The sequence below is a fragment of the Sphingobacterium faecale genome, assembly GCF_016746095.1.
GTDB lineage: Bacteria > Bacteroidota > Bacteroidia > Sphingobacteriales > Sphingobacteriaceae > Sphingobacterium > Sphingobacterium faecale.
The window spans coordinates 80835-97077 of the sequence record NZ_JAERTY010000009.1 but is presented as its reverse complement, the minus strand read 5'-3'; the positions used below and the strand labels follow the sequence as shown (position 1 = coordinate 97077).

The 16243-nt window shown below is 41.5% G+C and carries 18 protein-coding genes; 10 read left to right on the top strand and 8 right to left on the bottom strand.

The annotated features are described in order from the left end of the window. The first annotated feature begins 43 nt into the window (after nucleotides 1-43). A complete protein-coding gene (locus JKG61_RS16215) occupies nucleotides 44-640 on the top strand; it encodes a TetR/AcrR family transcriptional regulator (protein WP_202104001.1) in 597 nt (198 codons plus the stop codon). A gap of 68 nt (nucleotides 641-708) precedes the next feature. On the opposite strand, the gene JKG61_RS16210 is transcribed toward JKG61_RS16215, so the two are convergent. From JKG61_RS16210 to JKG61_RS16200, 3 genes are all read right to left on the bottom strand, one after another. Next, nucleotides 709-1044 (bottom strand): phosphoribosylpyrophosphate synthetase, encoded by a 336-nt coding sequence (locus tag JKG61_RS16210; protein WP_202104000.1) that lies wholly within the window; start codon nucleotides 1042-1044, stop codon nucleotides 709-711. Nucleotides 1045-1192: 148 nt separating this feature from the next. Then, entirely contained in the window at nucleotides 1193-1579 is a 387-nt protein-coding gene (locus tag JKG61_RS16205) for a hypothetical protein (protein WP_202103999.1), read from the bottom strand. 97 nt (nucleotides 1580-1676) lie between these two features. Continuing rightward, nucleotides 1677-3062: a nucleotide sugar dehydrogenase gene (locus tag JKG61_RS16200; protein WP_202103998.1), complete on the bottom strand. Its 1386-nt coding sequence runs from the start codon at nucleotides 3060-3062 to the stop codon at nucleotides 1677-1679. Nucleotides 3063-3251: 189 nt separating this feature from the next. Here JKG61_RS16200 and JKG61_RS16195 point away from each other — a divergent pair, with 189 nt between their 5' ends. The 4 genes from JKG61_RS16195 to JKG61_RS16180 all read left to right on the top strand — a co-directional run bounded on the left by JKG61_RS16195 (nucleotide 3252) and on the right by JKG61_RS16180 (nucleotide 7017). Then, nucleotides 3252-3446 (top strand): PLDc N-terminal domain-containing protein, encoded by a 195-nt coding sequence (locus JKG61_RS16195; protein WP_202103997.1) that lies wholly within the window; start codon nucleotides 3252-3254, stop codon nucleotides 3444-3446. Nucleotides 3447-3478: 32 nt separating this feature from the next. Next, nucleotides 3479-5473 carry a DNA primase gene (gene dnaG / locus JKG61_RS16190; protein ID WP_202103996.1) on the top strand — a complete coding sequence of 665 codons (1995 nt, stop codon included), beginning with the start codon at nucleotides 3479-3481 and terminating at the stop codon, nucleotides 5471-5473. 69 nt (nucleotides 5474-5542) lie between these two features. After that, on the top strand, nucleotides 5543-5896 hold the full coding sequence (locus JKG61_RS16185; RefSeq protein WP_202103995.1) for a YraN family protein: 354 nt from the start codon (nucleotides 5543-5545) through the stop codon (nucleotides 5894-5896). A gap of 83 nt (nucleotides 5897-5979) precedes the next feature. Next, on the top strand, nucleotides 5980-7017 hold the full coding sequence (locus tag JKG61_RS16180; RefSeq protein ID WP_202103994.1) for a glutaminyl-peptide cyclotransferase: 1038 nt from the start codon (nucleotides 5980-5982) through the stop codon (nucleotides 7015-7017). A 16-nt stretch (nucleotides 7018-7033) separates the two neighbouring features. On the opposite strand, the gene def is transcribed toward JKG61_RS16180, so the two are convergent. Beyond that, nucleotides 7034-7645, bottom strand: a complete 612-nt coding sequence (gene def, locus JKG61_RS16175) for a peptide deformylase (protein ID WP_237249512.1) — start codon at nucleotides 7643-7645, stop codon at nucleotides 7034-7036. A 356-nt stretch (nucleotides 7646-8001) separates the two neighbouring features. Here def and ruvX point away from each other — a divergent pair, with 356 nt between their 5' ends. Together ruvX and ybeY are read left to right on the top strand one after the other, a co-directional pair. Continuing rightward, entirely contained in the window at nucleotides 8002-8415 is a 414-nt protein-coding gene (gene ruvX / locus JKG61_RS16170; protein WP_202103992.1) for a Holliday junction resolvase RuvX, read from the top strand. A 1-nt stretch (nucleotide 8416) separates the two neighbouring features. Beyond that, nucleotides 8417-8851 (top strand): rRNA maturation RNase YbeY, encoded by a 435-nt coding sequence (ybeY, locus tag JKG61_RS16165; protein ID WP_202103991.1) that lies wholly within the window; start codon nucleotides 8417-8419, stop codon nucleotides 8849-8851. 84 nt (nucleotides 8852-8935) lie between these two features. On the opposite strand, the gene JKG61_RS16160 is transcribed toward ybeY, so the two are convergent. Further along, on the bottom strand, nucleotides 8936-9355 hold the full coding sequence (locus tag JKG61_RS16160; protein WP_202103990.1) for a nucleoside-diphosphate kinase: 420 nt from the start codon (nucleotides 9353-9355) through the stop codon (nucleotides 8936-8938). Between the two features lie 172 nt (nucleotides 9356-9527). On the opposite strand from JKG61_RS16160, the gene JKG61_RS16155 reads away from it, so the two are divergent. The 3 genes from JKG61_RS16155 to JKG61_RS16145 all read left to right on the top strand — a co-directional run bounded on the left by JKG61_RS16155 (nucleotide 9528) and on the right by JKG61_RS16145 (nucleotide 12740). Then, entirely contained in the window at nucleotides 9528-10376 is an 849-nt protein-coding gene (locus JKG61_RS16155) for a 4-hydroxy-3-methylbut-2-enyl diphosphate reductase (RefSeq protein ID WP_202103989.1), read from the top strand. A 70-nt stretch (nucleotides 10377-10446) separates the two neighbouring features. Next, the gene (hemH, locus tag JKG61_RS16150) at nucleotides 10447-11475 is read left to right on the top strand and encodes a ferrochelatase (protein ID WP_202103988.1); all 1029 of its coding nucleotides are present in this window, start codon (nucleotides 10447-10449) and stop codon (nucleotides 11473-11475) included. Between the two features lie 8 nt (nucleotides 11476-11483). Continuing rightward, entirely contained in the window at nucleotides 11484-12740 is a 1257-nt protein-coding gene (locus JKG61_RS16145; RefSeq protein WP_202103987.1) for a metallophosphoesterase, read from the top strand. Between the two features lie 43 nt (nucleotides 12741-12783). On the opposite strand, the gene pfkA is transcribed toward JKG61_RS16145, so the two are convergent. The 3 genes from pfkA to JKG61_RS16130 form a co-directional block, all read right to left on the bottom strand. Continuing rightward, nucleotides 12784-13758, bottom strand: coding sequence for a 6-phosphofructokinase (gene pfkA / locus JKG61_RS16140; protein WP_202103986.1), 975 nt, complete (start codon nucleotides 13756-13758; stop codon nucleotides 12784-12786). Between the two features lie 165 nt (nucleotides 13759-13923). Continuing rightward, a complete protein-coding gene (locus JKG61_RS16135) occupies nucleotides 13924-15636 on the bottom strand; it encodes a protein-disulfide reductase DsbD family protein (protein WP_202103985.1) in 1713 nt (570 codons plus the stop codon). A gap of 83 nt (nucleotides 15637-15719) precedes the next feature. Continuing rightward, the gene (locus JKG61_RS16130; RefSeq protein WP_202103984.1) at nucleotides 15720-16169 is read right to left on the bottom strand and encodes a protein-disulfide reductase DsbD domain-containing protein; all 450 of its coding nucleotides are present in this window, start codon (nucleotides 16167-16169) and stop codon (nucleotides 15720-15722) included. Between the last annotated feature and the right edge of the window lie 74 nt (nucleotides 16170-16243).

The following is a 16243-nucleotide window of genomic DNA, read 5'->3' as shown; positions in this document are numbered from 1 at the left end:
TGAAAGGTGTTGGTAAAAAGATATTTAGTAGTATATTTATGTTATGAAAGTAAATAAAAAGACGCTGCAATCAGAATCAACGAAGCGCAAACTGCTTCAGGCTGTGGAAGATATATTGGCTAATGAAGGCTTCGTCGCTTTGAAAGTCGAAAATATCAGCAAGGTATCTGGAGTAGATAAAAAATTGATTTATTTCCATTTTGGCGATCTGCAGGGCCTTTACAATGCTTTTTTGAGAAGTAAGGACTTTTGGCTCTCGGACGCGTTTGATGATATACCTGAAGAGTTAAATTGGGAAGCCGTTATCGAAGTGTTGAAAAGGCAGTTTTCAGAGATGAAAAGTAATAAACTGTTGACACAGTTACTCATCTGGGAATTGAGTGAAAAAAATAAAATTCTGTCCAAATTGGCAGATGAACGGGATGAAGTCGGTAATGGATTGCTAACTAAAATCGTACAACAGGAAAGTTTTAAAGAAGATGTACAGCCCCTAATAGCTCTTTTGGTTAGTGGTATTTACTATCTCTCCATGCACGCCACTATTAATGGTAGCCTTTTTTGTGGTTTAGACATTAATCAAAAGGAAGATGCAGAGCGCGTAGTGGCTACTTTGGACCGTGTGCTTAGAAATGTTAAATAGTAGAAATCAGCTAACTGAATTATATTACGTTTTTTCTTTGTTGTAGTAAGAGCAAAGGAAAAACGTGATTATTCTCTTGATTTCTTATAAAGATCTTCTACCAATTTTGACGAACGATAACCGAAATCCGCTCCAAAACTGTTGATGACAAGCCCTTTGATAGGGTGCTCTTTTGAGGCTATGGCAAAAACAATGCTCTCATCTCCGGGATCGGTCATTCCTTCGAAGCGATATATTTCGTCAATTTGAAACTCTTCCGGAGAAAGCTCAAGGGAGTTTGCTATACAATAAATGCATTCTTTTTCGTCTGGAATCAGAAAATCGTGCGTATAACCTCTTCTTTGCAGATCGTTGACTGCTTGACTCAATGTGTCATAGGTATATCTTTTTTTATTGCTGTCCATGATAACTAGATTTTAAATATTGTGTTCACTCTTTTGCATTAAACCTACATAAGCCTAGGAAAAGAATCCGTAGCGCTGTTCCGTATAGATTTTATAGAGGAAATATAACAAATTTAGTCCAAAATATCTAAATACGAAATATTTAGGGCTATACGGAAGTCTTGGTTTTGTTGATGTAATTGTTCTTGATTTTGATAAGGTCTTGGCTTTTACTGAGATATTCGACTTTCCTTCCTTTAAATACCATTTTTGAAGCTATACGTTCACTATCTTTGACAAATTGGAGAAAGGTTTTGAAATTCTTTTTTCGTTGTTCTTTATCGGATTGTGTCTCCTCTCCTATAAGCTGTGCGAGTTCTTCGTTTGTGTGAAGTGAGGCGGTATCAGTACCCTCACGCTCGAACCAGATCAGAGGGCTACTGTGATTATCAAGAAAAATACCGAAGCAGACTTCTTGCTTGTCGTTCTCGAAAATAAAACATCGGAAAAGGAAAATTCCTATATGAGAGGAGTCAACAAAAATAATATGCTTCATAAGCACTATTTATTGGTTCGTAAGTCATAAATATACATAATATCATTGTGATATACAATGGTATTATGATAGAATATCTATGCAGCGTACTTTAGATCTACTCGCCTATAGCATAATATATAAAGCCTAGATCTTCCAGTTGTTTTCGATCAAGCAGTTTCCGGCCGTCAAATACAAAAGCAGGACTTTTCATATGACGCTTTATTTTAGACCAGTCGTATTCTTTGAACTCGTCCCATTCCGTAAGGATAGCTACAGCATGAGCATCTTTACAGGCTTCATACGGGTCTTCGCTCACCGATACAAGGCGCCGCGTTTCATCAAGAGGACGGCTATTCAGGTGCTCCAAGTCAACAAATACTTTTTCTGCAGGTACCTTTGGGTCATAGACATGAATATCAGCTTGTTCATTGAGCAGATAGTCTGATACATAGATTGCGGCAGACTCGCGGGTGTCATTTGTGTCTTTCTTAAATGCCCAACCCAAGATTGCTATTTTCTTTCCGTTGACGGTGTTGAACAAGGTCTGGATGATATTGTCCGCAAAACGTTGCTTCTGATGATTGTTCATGACGATCACCTGCTCCCAATAATCCGCTACTTCCTGAAGGTTGTAAGTCCGTGCAATATAAACGAGGTTCAATATATCTTTTTGAAAACAGGAACCACCAAAGCCTACAGAAGCTTTTAAAAATTTAGATCCTATCCTCGAGTCCATCCCTATAGCGCGAGCTACCTCTTGCACATCAGCACCTGTTTTCTCACAGAGCTCAGAAATAGAGTTTATGGAAGAGACCCGTTGTGCAAGGAAAGCGTTGGCGGTCAGTTTTGAAAGTTCGGACGACCACAGATTGGTCGTCAAAATACGGTCTGTCTCTACCCATCTCGAATAGATATCCACGAGTGCTTGGATAGCATCTTTATTTTCTCCCCCGATCAATACGCGGTCTGGATTGAGCAGGTCTTGCACGGCCGTCCCTTCGGCCAAAAACTCAGGATTGGAAAGGATATGGAAGTTTACTGCTGATCCCGTGTTATGTAGAATGCTTTTTAATGCAGCAGCAGTACGGACCGGAAGTGTAGATTTCTCTACGACGATCTTGTCCGATGTGGCAACAGCTGCAATCTGCCGTGCACAGAGTTCAATATATTTTAGATCTGCTGCCATTCCTTTACCTTTACCATAGTTCTTGGTAGGTGTGTTGACAGAAATAAATATCATGTCAGCTTCTTCAATAGCGGCCTCTACATCTGTCGAAAAAAAGAGGTTCCGGCCGCGTGCTTCTTCGACAATGGCAGAGAGACCGGGCTCATAGATAGGAAGCCTGTCCAGATCAGGATCATTCCAGGCTGCAATACGTTCCGCATTCATGTCTACTAGGGTAATCTGTATATCGGGACATTGTTGTGCGATGACCGACATCGTAGGACCACCTACATAACCAGCACCAATACAGCATATTTTTTTTATTGTAAAAGCCATCTCTCACCAAGTTTTAGAAGGACAAAAATAGCTAATTTATTGCGAAATAGTAACGTCCTGAAATCGTAAAGAAGTAAAACCGTTAATTCGCTTCTTTATAACCTTACCTCTTTATGCTTTTACCTCAAATATGAGAGATTCTAAGTTTTAATTTTTAATTTTGATGAGAAGTCACTTTAGTCGTTGAGTATGGATGTACAACAGATTTTTACTTATTTGTTTGGAATAATAGTTGTTCTTGTGCCACTCTTCGCACTGTACAAATGTATGGTGAATGTAAGTATCAAGAATAGAAATAAAGTGCTTTGGATGTTAGGAATTATAATAATTCCGGTATTCGGAGGATTGGTATATCTATTTATGAATGAAGTAAAAGTGGATTAGTCTAGAAGGAACATTAAAAAGGGGGAGGATAGTTGATTACAAAAGAAACCATAGATAAGGTCTTAGACTCTGCACGGATTGAAGAGGTGGTGGGAGAATTTGTCGATCTTAAAAAACGAGGAACTTCACTTATTGGTAATTGCCCCTTTCATAACGAGAAAACACCATCTTTTCACGTATCGGTCGCCAAGGGTATTTACAAATGTTTTGGTTGTGGGGCAGGAGGAGATTCTCTCAAGTTTGTCATGGAGCTGGAAAAGTTTTCCTATCCGGAGGCGATACGCTATCTGGCTGCTAAGTACAGTATAGAGATCGAGGAAGTCGAAAGAACTCCTGCACAGATGGCTGCGCAAGACAAACGTGAAAGTCTCTATGTGTTGAGTCAGTGGGCTGGCAAGTTTTTCAAACAGCACCTTTGGGAGACCGACCTGGGCAAGTCGATAGGTTTGTCTTATTTTAAGGAAAGAGGGTATCGCGAAGACATCATTAAGAAGTTTGACTTAGGCTACTCCCCAGACCAATGGACAGCCTTGGTCGATGCGGCAAAAAAAGATGGATTTCAGGAAGGCTACCTCTCGGATATAGGGCTGGCTATAGAACGCGATGACAAAAGTTTATACGATCGGTTTCGAGGGCGTGTCATTTTTCCGATCCACAATCTGACAGGAAGAATCATCGGCTTCGGAGGACGGACATTAAAAACGGAAAAATCGGTTCCTAAATATGTCAACTCGCCTGAAAGTGAGATCTATCACAAATCAGACGTTCTATACGGGTTGAATCACGCTAAGAAGGCGGTGATGGATGCCGACTTATGTTACTTGGTAGAAGGATACGCTGATGTTATCGCTATGCATCAGGCGGGTGTGGAAAATGTCGTGTCTTCTTCGGGGACCTCATTGACGACAGGGCAGATCAAACTTATATCTCGTTTTACCAAGAATGTCGTAATCCTCTATGATGGGGATGCAGCGGGAATAAAAGCCTCTCTCAGGGGGACGGATATGCTGCTTGAAGAAGGGCTCAATGTAAAAGTGCTCCTATTCCCAGATGGGAATGACCCGGATTCCTATATCAAGCAGGTGGGGTCTACCGCGTTTATGGAATATCTAGCGGCTCATCAAGAGGATTTTATCTTCTATAAGACTCATATTCTGCTCAAAGATGCGCAAGATGATCCGATCAAACGTGCAGAGGTAATCCGAGAAGTGGTGGAGAGTATCGCTTTGATACCGGACGAAATCAAAGTATCTGTCTTTATACGACAGTGTAGCTCTTTGCTGGATATAGAAGAACGGGTGCTGTTGACCGAGCTGAATAAAATCCGGATCAATAGAGCAAAAGCACAAGATAAAAAGGCGGCAGCCGCTAGAGCACCGTCTTCGCAAGGATCATTTGGCCCCGAGGGCGATATGCCTCCGGCAGATTTTTTCTTGACTGAGCAGGAGCGCTCTGATGCAGGGCTGTCTGATGCCGTCGTCGAGGCGGCGATTACGGCAGAGATATTACAGGAAAGAGAAATTGTTCGGATTTTGTTGAACTATGGAAGAGAGCTGGTGAGTTGGGAAGGTAATGGAGATATTCCGGTAGCGCCTTATCTGCTCGGAAGTATAGAAGATCTGACATTTGACGATAAGGCAAGTGCCAAGATTGTCGAAATATTTAAGAAGCAGGCGGAGAAGTTTGAGGTTCCGGAAGCGAAGCTTTTTATTGGGCATGAGGATAGTGACGTGGCCAAACTTGCTGTGGACTGTATTGCTTCGCGCTATGAGATCAGTCCCAATTGGAATGATGATAAGCGAAAGATCTATGTGACCAGGGAGATAGAGCATCTGAAAGAGCTTGTCATACAAGCGATATACCGGATCAAAAAGCGGAAATTTGCCTCCGAGATGCACAAGATCAGGGAAGAATTGAAACAACCTCTAGGGCCTGAAGACATGGAAATAGCACTGCATAAATACCAGAAATTAAAAGAGGGGGAGCAAATGTTGGGAAACCTCTTGGGAAACACCATTGTCAAATAAAATCTTTTCCTAAAATCATTCTTCAAAACAAAGCTTTTTTTCTAAGTTTATACTATGTAAATCTCGAAAATGGCACAGCATCTTGTATCCGGACAACATGGCGAGGGACTAGCGGTCAGTTATATCTGCAAGCAGGGGTATAGCGTATTGCACCGAAATTGGCGATATAAGTACTGGGAGGTAGACATTGTAGCAATGGATGCCGAGACATTGGTGTTTATCGAAGTGAAGAGCCGGACAAATACTTCTTTTGGCGAACCGGCTGAATTTGTCGACTGGAAAAAAAAGCGAAATTTGGTTAAAATCGCCGAGGCCTACTTAAAGATAATGAACTTTGAGGGAGAAATACGCTTTGATATTGCAGCAGTCTATCTAGAGACACAGCAGGTAGAGTTGATTAAAGATGCCTTTTGGAGCAGTTGATATAGGTTAAAAGCAGATAAAAATAGGTTATTCCATCCCGACTGGTCGGGGCAAGTTAATGACCATTAAAGGATAATACACATATGAAAAATAAATCAATACTAGGATTAGTGGTCACGGCGGCACTTATGGCAATGGGCTGTAAAACGCAAAAGGGAAAATTAGAATTCGTCCATCCCGATTCAGGGAAAAGAATTGCCTATGGGGAGGAAGTCAAGTTGACGCTCAACTTTCCGAGTGCTGTGGTTGATTCGGTTGTGTATTCTATTGACGGGAATATTTTAGAGACAAAGCGTGATACGGGTTCGGTGGTATTTGATACCAAAAAATACGGATTAGGAGATCGATCATTGTCGGCGAAAGTGTATGCCGAAGGAAAAGAAGATATCGCTTATAGCAATGTCATGGTGTTGCCTCCGAATGCAAAGAACTACGGGTTTGAGGTGGTGAATACTTTTCCTCACGACGATCAATCATTTACCCAAGGGCTTCAATATCAGGACGGTGTCATGTATGAATCATCGGGTAGGTATGAGAAGTCACAATTGCGGAAAGTGGATCTGAAGACAGGTAAGGTGTTGCAATCTATAGCGTTGGAGGATAAATATTTTGCTGAAGGGATGACAATTGTCGATGATAAGATTGTGCTGTTGACCTGGTTAGAACATGTGGCTCTAATATATGATAAACACAACCTGAAGCAGACGGGGGCTTTCAATTACGGAAGCAGTAAAGAAGGATGGGGATTGACTTACGATGGTGAAAAAATGATTAAGTCTGATGGAACCAACCGTCTTTACTTCCTGAATGCAAAGACCGGAGCGGAAGAGTCATCTATTGCAGTATACGATGAGAATGGCGCTGTTGACAACCTGAATGAACTGGAGTATATCGATGGTAAAGTGTATGCCAATGTATATCAGCAAGAAGTTATTGTGATCATAAATCCAGTGAGTGGAGCGGTTGAGGGCCGTATCAATCTGGTGGGTATGTACAACGAGAATAGAAAGCCTGTTGACAACGAATTGAATGGCATTGCCTACGACCATAAAGCCAAACGGTTATTTGTAACCGGAAAGCTGTGGAGCAGTCTATTTGAAATTAAATTGGTCGAGCGTTAGCCCGACCTTTTTTCGTTTAAGGGATTAGTGTGTTTTTGGGTATAGAAAAAGGAATTTTTTCATTCAGTTCCACCTGTTCGGAATCCTCCTGTTCTACTAAGCGATCTGGGTAGAGAATTCCGTAAAGATGATCCACCTCATGTTGGAATATCACCGCAGTGAATCCTTCAATGTTCTCTTCTACGATTTGCCCTTTTTTATCTTGATACGTAATGCGGATAGCGTAGCTCCGCAATACATCTTCTTTGCGGTCAGGAATAGAAAGACAGCCTTCTATGCCCTGGCGCGTGAGTTTTGATTTCCATATGATTTTGGGATTGATATAGAACTCGAAAGGTTCTCCTTCTTTGTCAAAGCGCTGTACCCATATCAGATTTCTGTTGATTCCTACTTGAGGGGCTGCAATGCCTACCCCAGGGTGGCTGGGGTTTTGCACGGTCTTTAGCATACGTTCTTCAAGAACAGGGAGCAGTGGAACTGCATAGTCTATATCTATAGAGGATTTTTTTAAAACCTTGAGTTCTTTTTTGTCTGTGATTAGATAAACAGGTAGTTCGCTGTCACTTTGTCCACCGAGGATAATGTCTTTTTCGAGTTTGTTAAACCCGCTTGTTTTAGATTTTCCCATTTGATTGTTTTTCATTGTAGATGCTGCAGGCTCTTGCGAAAAAGAAGGCGCTGCGGACGTTGTCAGTGCGAGGCACCAGAGTATTGTATGTATGGTTTTTGCCGTCATCTCAAAAATAAAACGAGACTAAATCTACACTTTTTTTCTGAAAGTAGAGGACGAGATAGTTTACAATCGGTCAGTGATCAGTAGTCAGTTGACAGTGATCAGTAAACGTCACTTCGCCCGCAAAGACGAGTTAGTCTACAATCTGTCATTGGTATCAATAAGTTTTTTAACAAACACAGCGGAGTTTTAATGATAGGAAATTTTCAGTAACCTCAAAAAGGAATTGTACCTTTACCGAAAAAAAGACAATGCGGTTGATGGCTTTTGATTATGGAACCAAGCGGATTGGAATTGCCGTTTCAGACCCGTTGCAGATTATCGCAACGGCCTTGGATACTGTACACCCCGAAAAGGTATGGGACTTTTTAAAAAGCTACCTCGAGACGGAACAGATAGAAACTTTTGTAGTGGGGCAGCCCTTACAGACAGACGGTACGGCATCCGAGTCCGCGCAACATGTCGTGGGTTTCATAAGACGATTGAAACGAACGTACCCAACGATACCTGTTGCCGAAGTGGATGAACGGTTTACGTCAAAGATCGCTTCCGCAGCTATTGCGCAAAGCGGAATAAAAAAACACAAGAAAAGGGATAAAGGATTGATAGATACAATATCTGCAACGCTTATTCTACAGACTTATATGGACACTCAAAAATACTAGTATGGCAATAAAGGATATTTCTTTTTTCTCAGAAGATATAGATTACACATTAAAAGAAAAAGCGAAGGTACGTGAATGGATTAACGCAGCGGTCCTGGGTGAGGGATTCAAAAGAGTGGGTGAGCTCAATTTTATTTTTTGTTCTGATGAATACTTGCTGAATATTAATAAGGAATATCTGAATCACGATACCTACACGGATATCGTAACCTTCGATTCGTCAGAAGACGAGGACGTAATAGCAGGAGATATTTTCATATCGATAGACCGGATTCGGGAGAATGCTGCAAAGTTTGATGTTTCTGAACGGGATGAACTGCATAGGGTCATCATTCATGGCGTAATGCATTTATGTGGTTACCTGGATAAGAAGAAAGAAGAGAAGGAAGGTATGACGGCCAAGGAAAACGAATACCTGCTCAAACGGGCCTTTTAAGGAATAAAGACTTCTGTTGATCGTTGAAAAAGAAACAGCCCGAAGATGCATATCTTCGGGCTGTTTTAATTTTTGCTGATTCGATTAGTATCTTTCGAAATGAGAAAAGAAGAAACTTCCTTCGATAGCTGCATTTTCGTCAGAATCCGAACCATGGATAGCATTCGCATCGATAGATTTCGCGTATTTATTTCTGATAGTACCTGCTTCAGCTTTAGAAGGGTCAGTAGCTCCGATCAATGTACGGAAATCTTCTACAGCGTTATCTTTCTCTAAAATTGCCGCTACGATAGGACCAGAAGTCATAAAGTCAACCAACTCTCCGTAAAAAGGTCTTTCTTTGTGAACAGCATAGAATGCGCCAGCAGTCTCTTTTGAAAGTTGAATGTACTTCATTGCAATGATTTTGAAGCCACCTGCAATAATATCATTCAAAATAGCTCCGATATGTCCATTTGCTACTGCATCTGGCTTAATCATCGTGAATGTTCTGTTTGTTGCCATTGTAATTATAAATTTTTTGCAAACCTACATAAATTCACCATTATACGCAATATTTGATGTTAGTAATCAGTAGTCAGTGATCAGCAGTCAGTGATCAGTAGTCAGTAATTTGTTTTTCTCACAACGCTCTGCTCAATACTTATATCTCAATTCTAATACTTAACTTTGTACTATGTCAAAAAATCTGCAGGTGACCATCGATAAAGATTCCGGCTTTTGCTTCGGAGTCGTTTATGCCATTGATATGGCCGAAGAGATTCTGGAAGAAGAAGGATACCTTTACTGTCTTGGCGACATTGTTCACAATGACGAAGAGGTAGCACGTCTGAAAGCAAAGGGACTCCGTATTATCAATCACGAAGCGCTTCCTGATTTGCAGAACGAAAAAGTATTAATCCGGGCACATGGTGAAGCCCCCGAAACGTATCGTATTGCCTTAGAAAATAACATTACGCTGATTGATGCTTCTTGTCCGGTAGTACTCAAGTTACAAAATAGGATCAAAACCTCTTATGATGACTCGGAGAAAATTCTGATTTTTGGTAAACATGGCCATGCGGAAGTGATTGGACTTCAAGGGCAGACTAACAACGAGGCACTTGTTTTTCAAGACATCGATGAGCTTGATAATATCGAGCTGCCATCATCCTTTACGCTTTATAGCCAGACGACCAAGAGCGTCGATAAATTCTATGAAATCAAGAAGGAGCTTATCGATAGAGGTTATGAAGTCAAAGCCAATGATACGATATGTAGACAGGTGTCTAATCGCTATGAAGATCTGGGCGATTTTGCCAAACAGTATGATCGTGTCGTGTTTGTGTCTGGAAAGAAATCCTCGAATGGGAAAGTCCTATATGATGTCTGTAAGGCAGCCAATCCAAATTCTTATTTTATTTCAGAAGTAGAAGAGCTCGACCTTGCTTTGTTTAGAGATGGAGAAGCTATAGGTATCTGTGGTGCGACTTCTACCCCTATGTGGTTAATGAAAGAGATAAAGGCCGCGCTCGAAAGTCTATAGTAGGTCATGTTACTTTCATATTAAGCCCGCCTTCGCGGGAGAGTCTATTTTTTTGTATAATTTTGTCTTAATGAACAAAAAGGCTAAAAAAGGTGTTTTGTTGGTACAATTAGGTACACCCGACGCACCTGCTACCTCTGACGTGAGAAGATACCTTACAGAATTTCTGATGGATGGACGTGTGATGGATATTCCGTATATGGGACGTACATTATTAGTAAAAGGTGTTATAGTGCCTAGAAGGGCACAAAATTCGGCAACAACCTATAAAACGATATGGGATGAAAATACCGGATCGCCTTTGATGTACTATAGTCTATTACAACGGGATATGCTTCAAGAGCAATTGGGCGAAGACTATCATGTCGAGCTAGCTATGCGCTATCAGAACCCATCGATAGAGTCTGCACTCCGTAAAATGGAGGGTATGTTTCTTGAATCTATAAAAGTAGTGCCTTTGTTTCCGCAATACGCCTCTGCAACTACGGGCTCAGTGATCGAAAAGGTAATGGAGATTATGCGCAAGTGGCAGTATTTCCCCAATGTTTCGTTTGTTAATAGCTATTGCCAAGATGAGGATATGGTGACTGTGTTTGCAGAAAATGGAAAAAAACACAATATAGACGAGTTTGACCATATTTTGTTTAGTTATCATGGACTTCCGGTCCGTCAATTGGGTAAGGTAGATCCTACGGGGCAGTTACAGTGTCCCGACAGCGGATGTGAAACCTGTAAAATAGAGTTGAATTCATTCTGCTACCTTTCGCAATGTTATGCAACGACTAGAGCGATTACCTCAAAATTAGGTCTGGCTACAGATCGATTTACCGTGTGTTTTCAATCTAGATTAGGGAAGACGCCTTGGATACAGCCCTATACGTCGGATGTGTTGCATGATTTAGCCCAGAAAGGTGTTAAAAAACTATTGGTATTCAGCCCTGCATTTGTAGCTGATTGTATAGAGACATTAGATGAGATACAAGTGGAGTATGCCGATGAGTTTAAGGCACTCGGAGGAGAAGAGGTGGTCATGGTGGAAAGCTTAAATGGTAATCCCAAATGGATCAACACCCTCAAAAGACTCGTACTCTCAAATTGATATAAACTATGTTGATTTTCAACGCAATTTTCTTATTCATATTAGATTTTTATATATTCTTTGCACTACGTGGGACTAAAATCTCTTTCGTGCGAAAGAAATGGTTTACCATCGCCTGGTGGTTCTATTCCATTAGCCTGTTGGTTGGTGTATTGGTGGCGTTCAAGTTTAATATACCTCTTATGTATCGCTCCATCATTCTGGTTCTTTTTTTTATGACTGCCGTCAGCAAGTTTATCTATGTAGTGGTTGTCATGATTGATGATATAAGACGTGGAGGGGTCTGGTTATCACGGGTATTTACGTCTAGAAAAGGACAGTCTATCGAGCAGCGTGTGGAGGAGCTGGATAGGCCTCTTCCGGAGAAAACTAAAAACGGGATTACCCGATCTGATTTTCTTTTGAAATCGGGTGTGGTGGTGGCCTCTTTGCCGATATTTCCATTGGCATGGGGTGTCATATCTAGCGCCTACGATTATCGCATTAGAAGGCAGCAATTGGTGCTGCCCAATCTTCCAAAAGCTTTTCATGGATTTAAGATAGCACAGATTTCAGACGTACACTCAGGCTCGTTCTATAATCATAAAGCCGTCTTGGGAGGAGTAGAAATGTTGTTGGGAGAAAAGCCAGATGCTATATTTTTCACAGGCGATCTTGTGAACAATGTGGCGTCCGAAATGCGTGATTACCAAGATATATTTTCCAAATTACACGCTGATTTTGGCGTTTTCTCAACACTGGGTAATCACGATTATGGAGATTATTACTATGGAAAGGAAGACAGTATGGCCAAGCGTAAAAACTTGAAAGATCTGATAGATGTACATAAAGTGATGGGATGGGATCTATTGATGGATGAGAATAGAGTAATAAAAGTAGATAATGAAGAGTTGTCCATAATAGGTGTGCAGAATTGGGGCACAGGACGCTTTCCGAAAAAGGGAGACTTGAGCAAGGCGCTCCTAGGTACGGAAGACAAAGCGGTAAAATTATTGTTGTCCCACGATCCATCGCATTGGCGTGCCCAGGTATTGGATACGGATGTTGATGTCATGTTCGCTGGGCATACCCACGGTATGCAATTTGGTGTCCGTGGCGAACATTTTCAATGGAGTCCGGCAAAGTATATTTATAAGGAATGGGCTGGATTGTATACAGAAGGACAAAAACAACTTTATGTTAATACCGGTTATGGTTTTCTAGGTTATCCCGGAAGAGTTGGGATATTACCAGAGATTACCATATTTGAATTGGTGACATCATAAAAAACAATTAAGCCTGCGGATATCCGCAGGCTTAATTGTTTTGTTATAGGGATAGTATCTCTACAATCCGAGTGAGGTTATCATTGATCTTATCGATATGCTTGATCGCTTTTCCAAATGGAGTGAATTGAATCTGGCCACAGATTAATCCTGCCATTTCACCTCGTCGACCTTCCAATAGGCCCTCGACGGATGCTACGCCTAATCTGCTGGCAAGTACACGATCCATACAAGAGGGTTTACCTCCACGCTGGATGTGTCCTAGAATGGATACACGAACATCATAGTGCGGAAAGCTTTCTTTTATTTTTTCTGCTACGACCAGGCCGCCCTCATTGTCTCCTTCAGCGACAATAATGATACGGGACGATTTGTTTTTTCTCGTTTGATCGAGACGTTTCATGATCGCCTGATAGTCTACGGTTAGTTCTGGAATCAAAACAGCTTCCGCTCCAGTACTAATGCCCGAGCGCAGTGCGATAAGTCCAGAGTCACGCCCCATCACCTCGACAACGAAAAGGCGGTCGTGTGACTCAGCCGTATCTCTGATTTTATCTACAGCATCTACAACTGTGTTGATAGCCGTATCATAGCCGATCGTAAAGTCGGTGCCTGCTAGATCATTATCGATAGTCCCAGGTATACCGACAATGGGGATATCAAATTCTTCGATAAATTTGGATGCCCCAGTAAAGGTACCATCGCCACCAATAACGACCAAGCCATTGATGCCTAGTTTTTTTATGTTTTCGTAAGCTTGTTTACGACCTTCTATCGATTTAAATTCCTCGCTTCTAGCTGTTTTCAGAATAGTGCCGCCACGTTGGATAATATTTGCTACAGACTTAGCATCCATAGGTATAATCTCTCCATTAACAAGACCATCATAACCACGACGTACGCCAAACATATTGGCTCCGTGGTATATACCTGCCCGAATTACAGCACGTATTGCAGCATTCATTCCTGGAGAATCTCCTCCCGATGTTAAAACAGCTATATTTTTAATTTCACTCATATGTCCAAACCTAGATAAATTTATTTTTAAGTGCAAAATAATTGTTAGTGACCTTTAAATAAACGAATGTAACATGCCAGTTCATCTTTACAATCCAGCAGAATACAAAAATAACAACATTTATGTTCAAATGTTGTTATTTTTGTATTAAAAAGTGAGTTCTGTTTACTTTGCTTTGAATGCATCGATTCCGGATTGTAGGAATGCTCCATACTTCTCGATATCGTAGATGGCACCACTGGTCGGAACCAGCATTTCGCCTTCATTATCCAGGATTGCATATAGTGGCTGCGAATTGCTCTGGAACTTGGTGATCTGAAAATCAGCATTTCGCTTACTCACGGTATTGATCTTCTTACCGGTCTGTTTTGAAACATAATGCTCGCTTTCCGGAAGCTCTAGCACCTTGTCATCAACATAAAGTTCGACCAGAATAAATTCATTGTTCAGCATGGCGCGGATTTTAGGGCTGCTCCATACCTCAGCCTCCATCTTACGGCAGTTAACGCAGTTCCATCCCGTAAAGTCGACCAATAATGGCTTTTTCTGTTCCTTGGCTGCTGCCAAAGCTTCATCGTAATCGTAGTAAGGATCCAGTCCCTTGATTGTTGATTTGCTGTGGAAATAGGTATAGTGCTTACGGCTGTTGGCATCCGCTCCGCCTGTATGCGCCGGACCAGCTGCGTTCAATGTCAGGTTATTCAAGTCAAAATCCTGTGTTCCGATCGGAGGAAGGAAGGCCGAAATCGCTTTCAATGGCGCTCCCCATAATCCAGGAACCATGTACACCACAAAAGAGAAGACCAAGATGGCGATCATCGTGCGCGGAATAGACAGAAACTGTAATGGACTATCGTGTGAGAACTGGATCTTGCCGATCAGGTAGAGTCCCAAAAGTCCGAATATAACGATCCACAGAGCCAGGTACACCTCACGGTCCAGGAAGTTCCAGTTGTAAGCCAGATCCACGTTGGAAAGGAATTTAAGTGCTAACGCCAATTCCAGGAATCCCAAAACGACCTTCACACTGTTCAACCAACCGCCCGATTTAGGCATAGACTTCAACATCGACGGAAACATCGCGAACAGGACAAAAGGTACAGCTAGGGCAATGGAAAAACCCAACATACCTATCGCAGGACCAAGACGCTCCCCTCTTGTGGCTGCTTCGACCAATAAAGTACCGATGATCGGTCCTGTACAGGAGAATGATACCACTGCCAGACTCGCCGACATAAAGAACAGTCCGATCAATCCGCCCTTGTCCGACTGTGCATCGATCTTGTTGACAAATGAACTCGGAAGTGTTATCTCAAATGCACCTAAGAAAGATGCCGCAAAAACGACCAAAAGTAGGAAGAAGAAGAAGTTGAAGATACCGTTTGTAGACAGCTCGTTCAGGGCTTCAGGACCAAATGCAATGGTGATCAACATGCCCAATGCGACATAGATCACAATGATAAAGACACCATATAGGAAGGCCTGTGATATCGCCTTGGAGCGTGTGCCGGATTTCTTGGTAAAGAAACTTACGGTAAGTGGTACCATCGGAAAGATACAGGGCATAAAGAATGCTGCAAACCCACCCAGTAGTCCTGCGATAAAGATACCCCACATAGACTTATCATCCGTAGTACCGTCCATAGTTACGTCTGCGGTAGCATTCACTTCTGCAGTACTATCGACGTGGGCAGCACTGTTATCTTGCCCATCGGAGAATACGAGGTCATCAGGGATTTCGGTTCCTTGGGAACTGTCGGAAACACTGCCATCTGTAAATGTCACATCATCAAAGGAAACCAAAGAATCCTGTGTAGAGGCCGTTAGTGTCGTAGCAGAGAAAATGAATAGTAAAAAAGAAAACAGATAAGTCTTCATAAAATTGAAAAAATGTTGTTGAAATATAAAAGTATAAAAAAAGGCAGTAAAATACTGCCTTCTCTATCTGGGTTGTGTAAAATCTATTTTACAGTAACAGTAAAGTTATATTCGTCAGGAGGAAGACACTGTGATTTGTCACACGCTTGCCATTCTACGGAACCTTTAACCGTAGCAGTTCCCTTGTTTAATTTAACTTTTTGTTGGAATACGACCTCATTTGTGAAGTAAGGTACATTCATTTTGAATACCTCTTCGTATTTTGTTTTAGCTGTAGGTTCTGTAGTCTTGCCATTTAAAGTATACTCTTTAGATGATTCGAATTTGAAAGATGTCGGGATTGGACCTCCGTCACCAACATTTTGTGAATAAATGTTCCATCCGTTCTGGATTGTCGCTTTGATGAAGACAACAGCCTCATTTTTACCTGTTTTTTTGTGTGCAACACTCCATTTTACAGGTTGGTGAATCTGTGCAAAAGCACCTGTGACTGTCATTAAGACTGCAACGATTAGTAAGCTAAACTTTTTCATAATAATATTTCTTCTATAACTTGTATTTTGACTTTATGACTCTCCCAAGTGCCATAAAGTTTAATGCTAAGGTA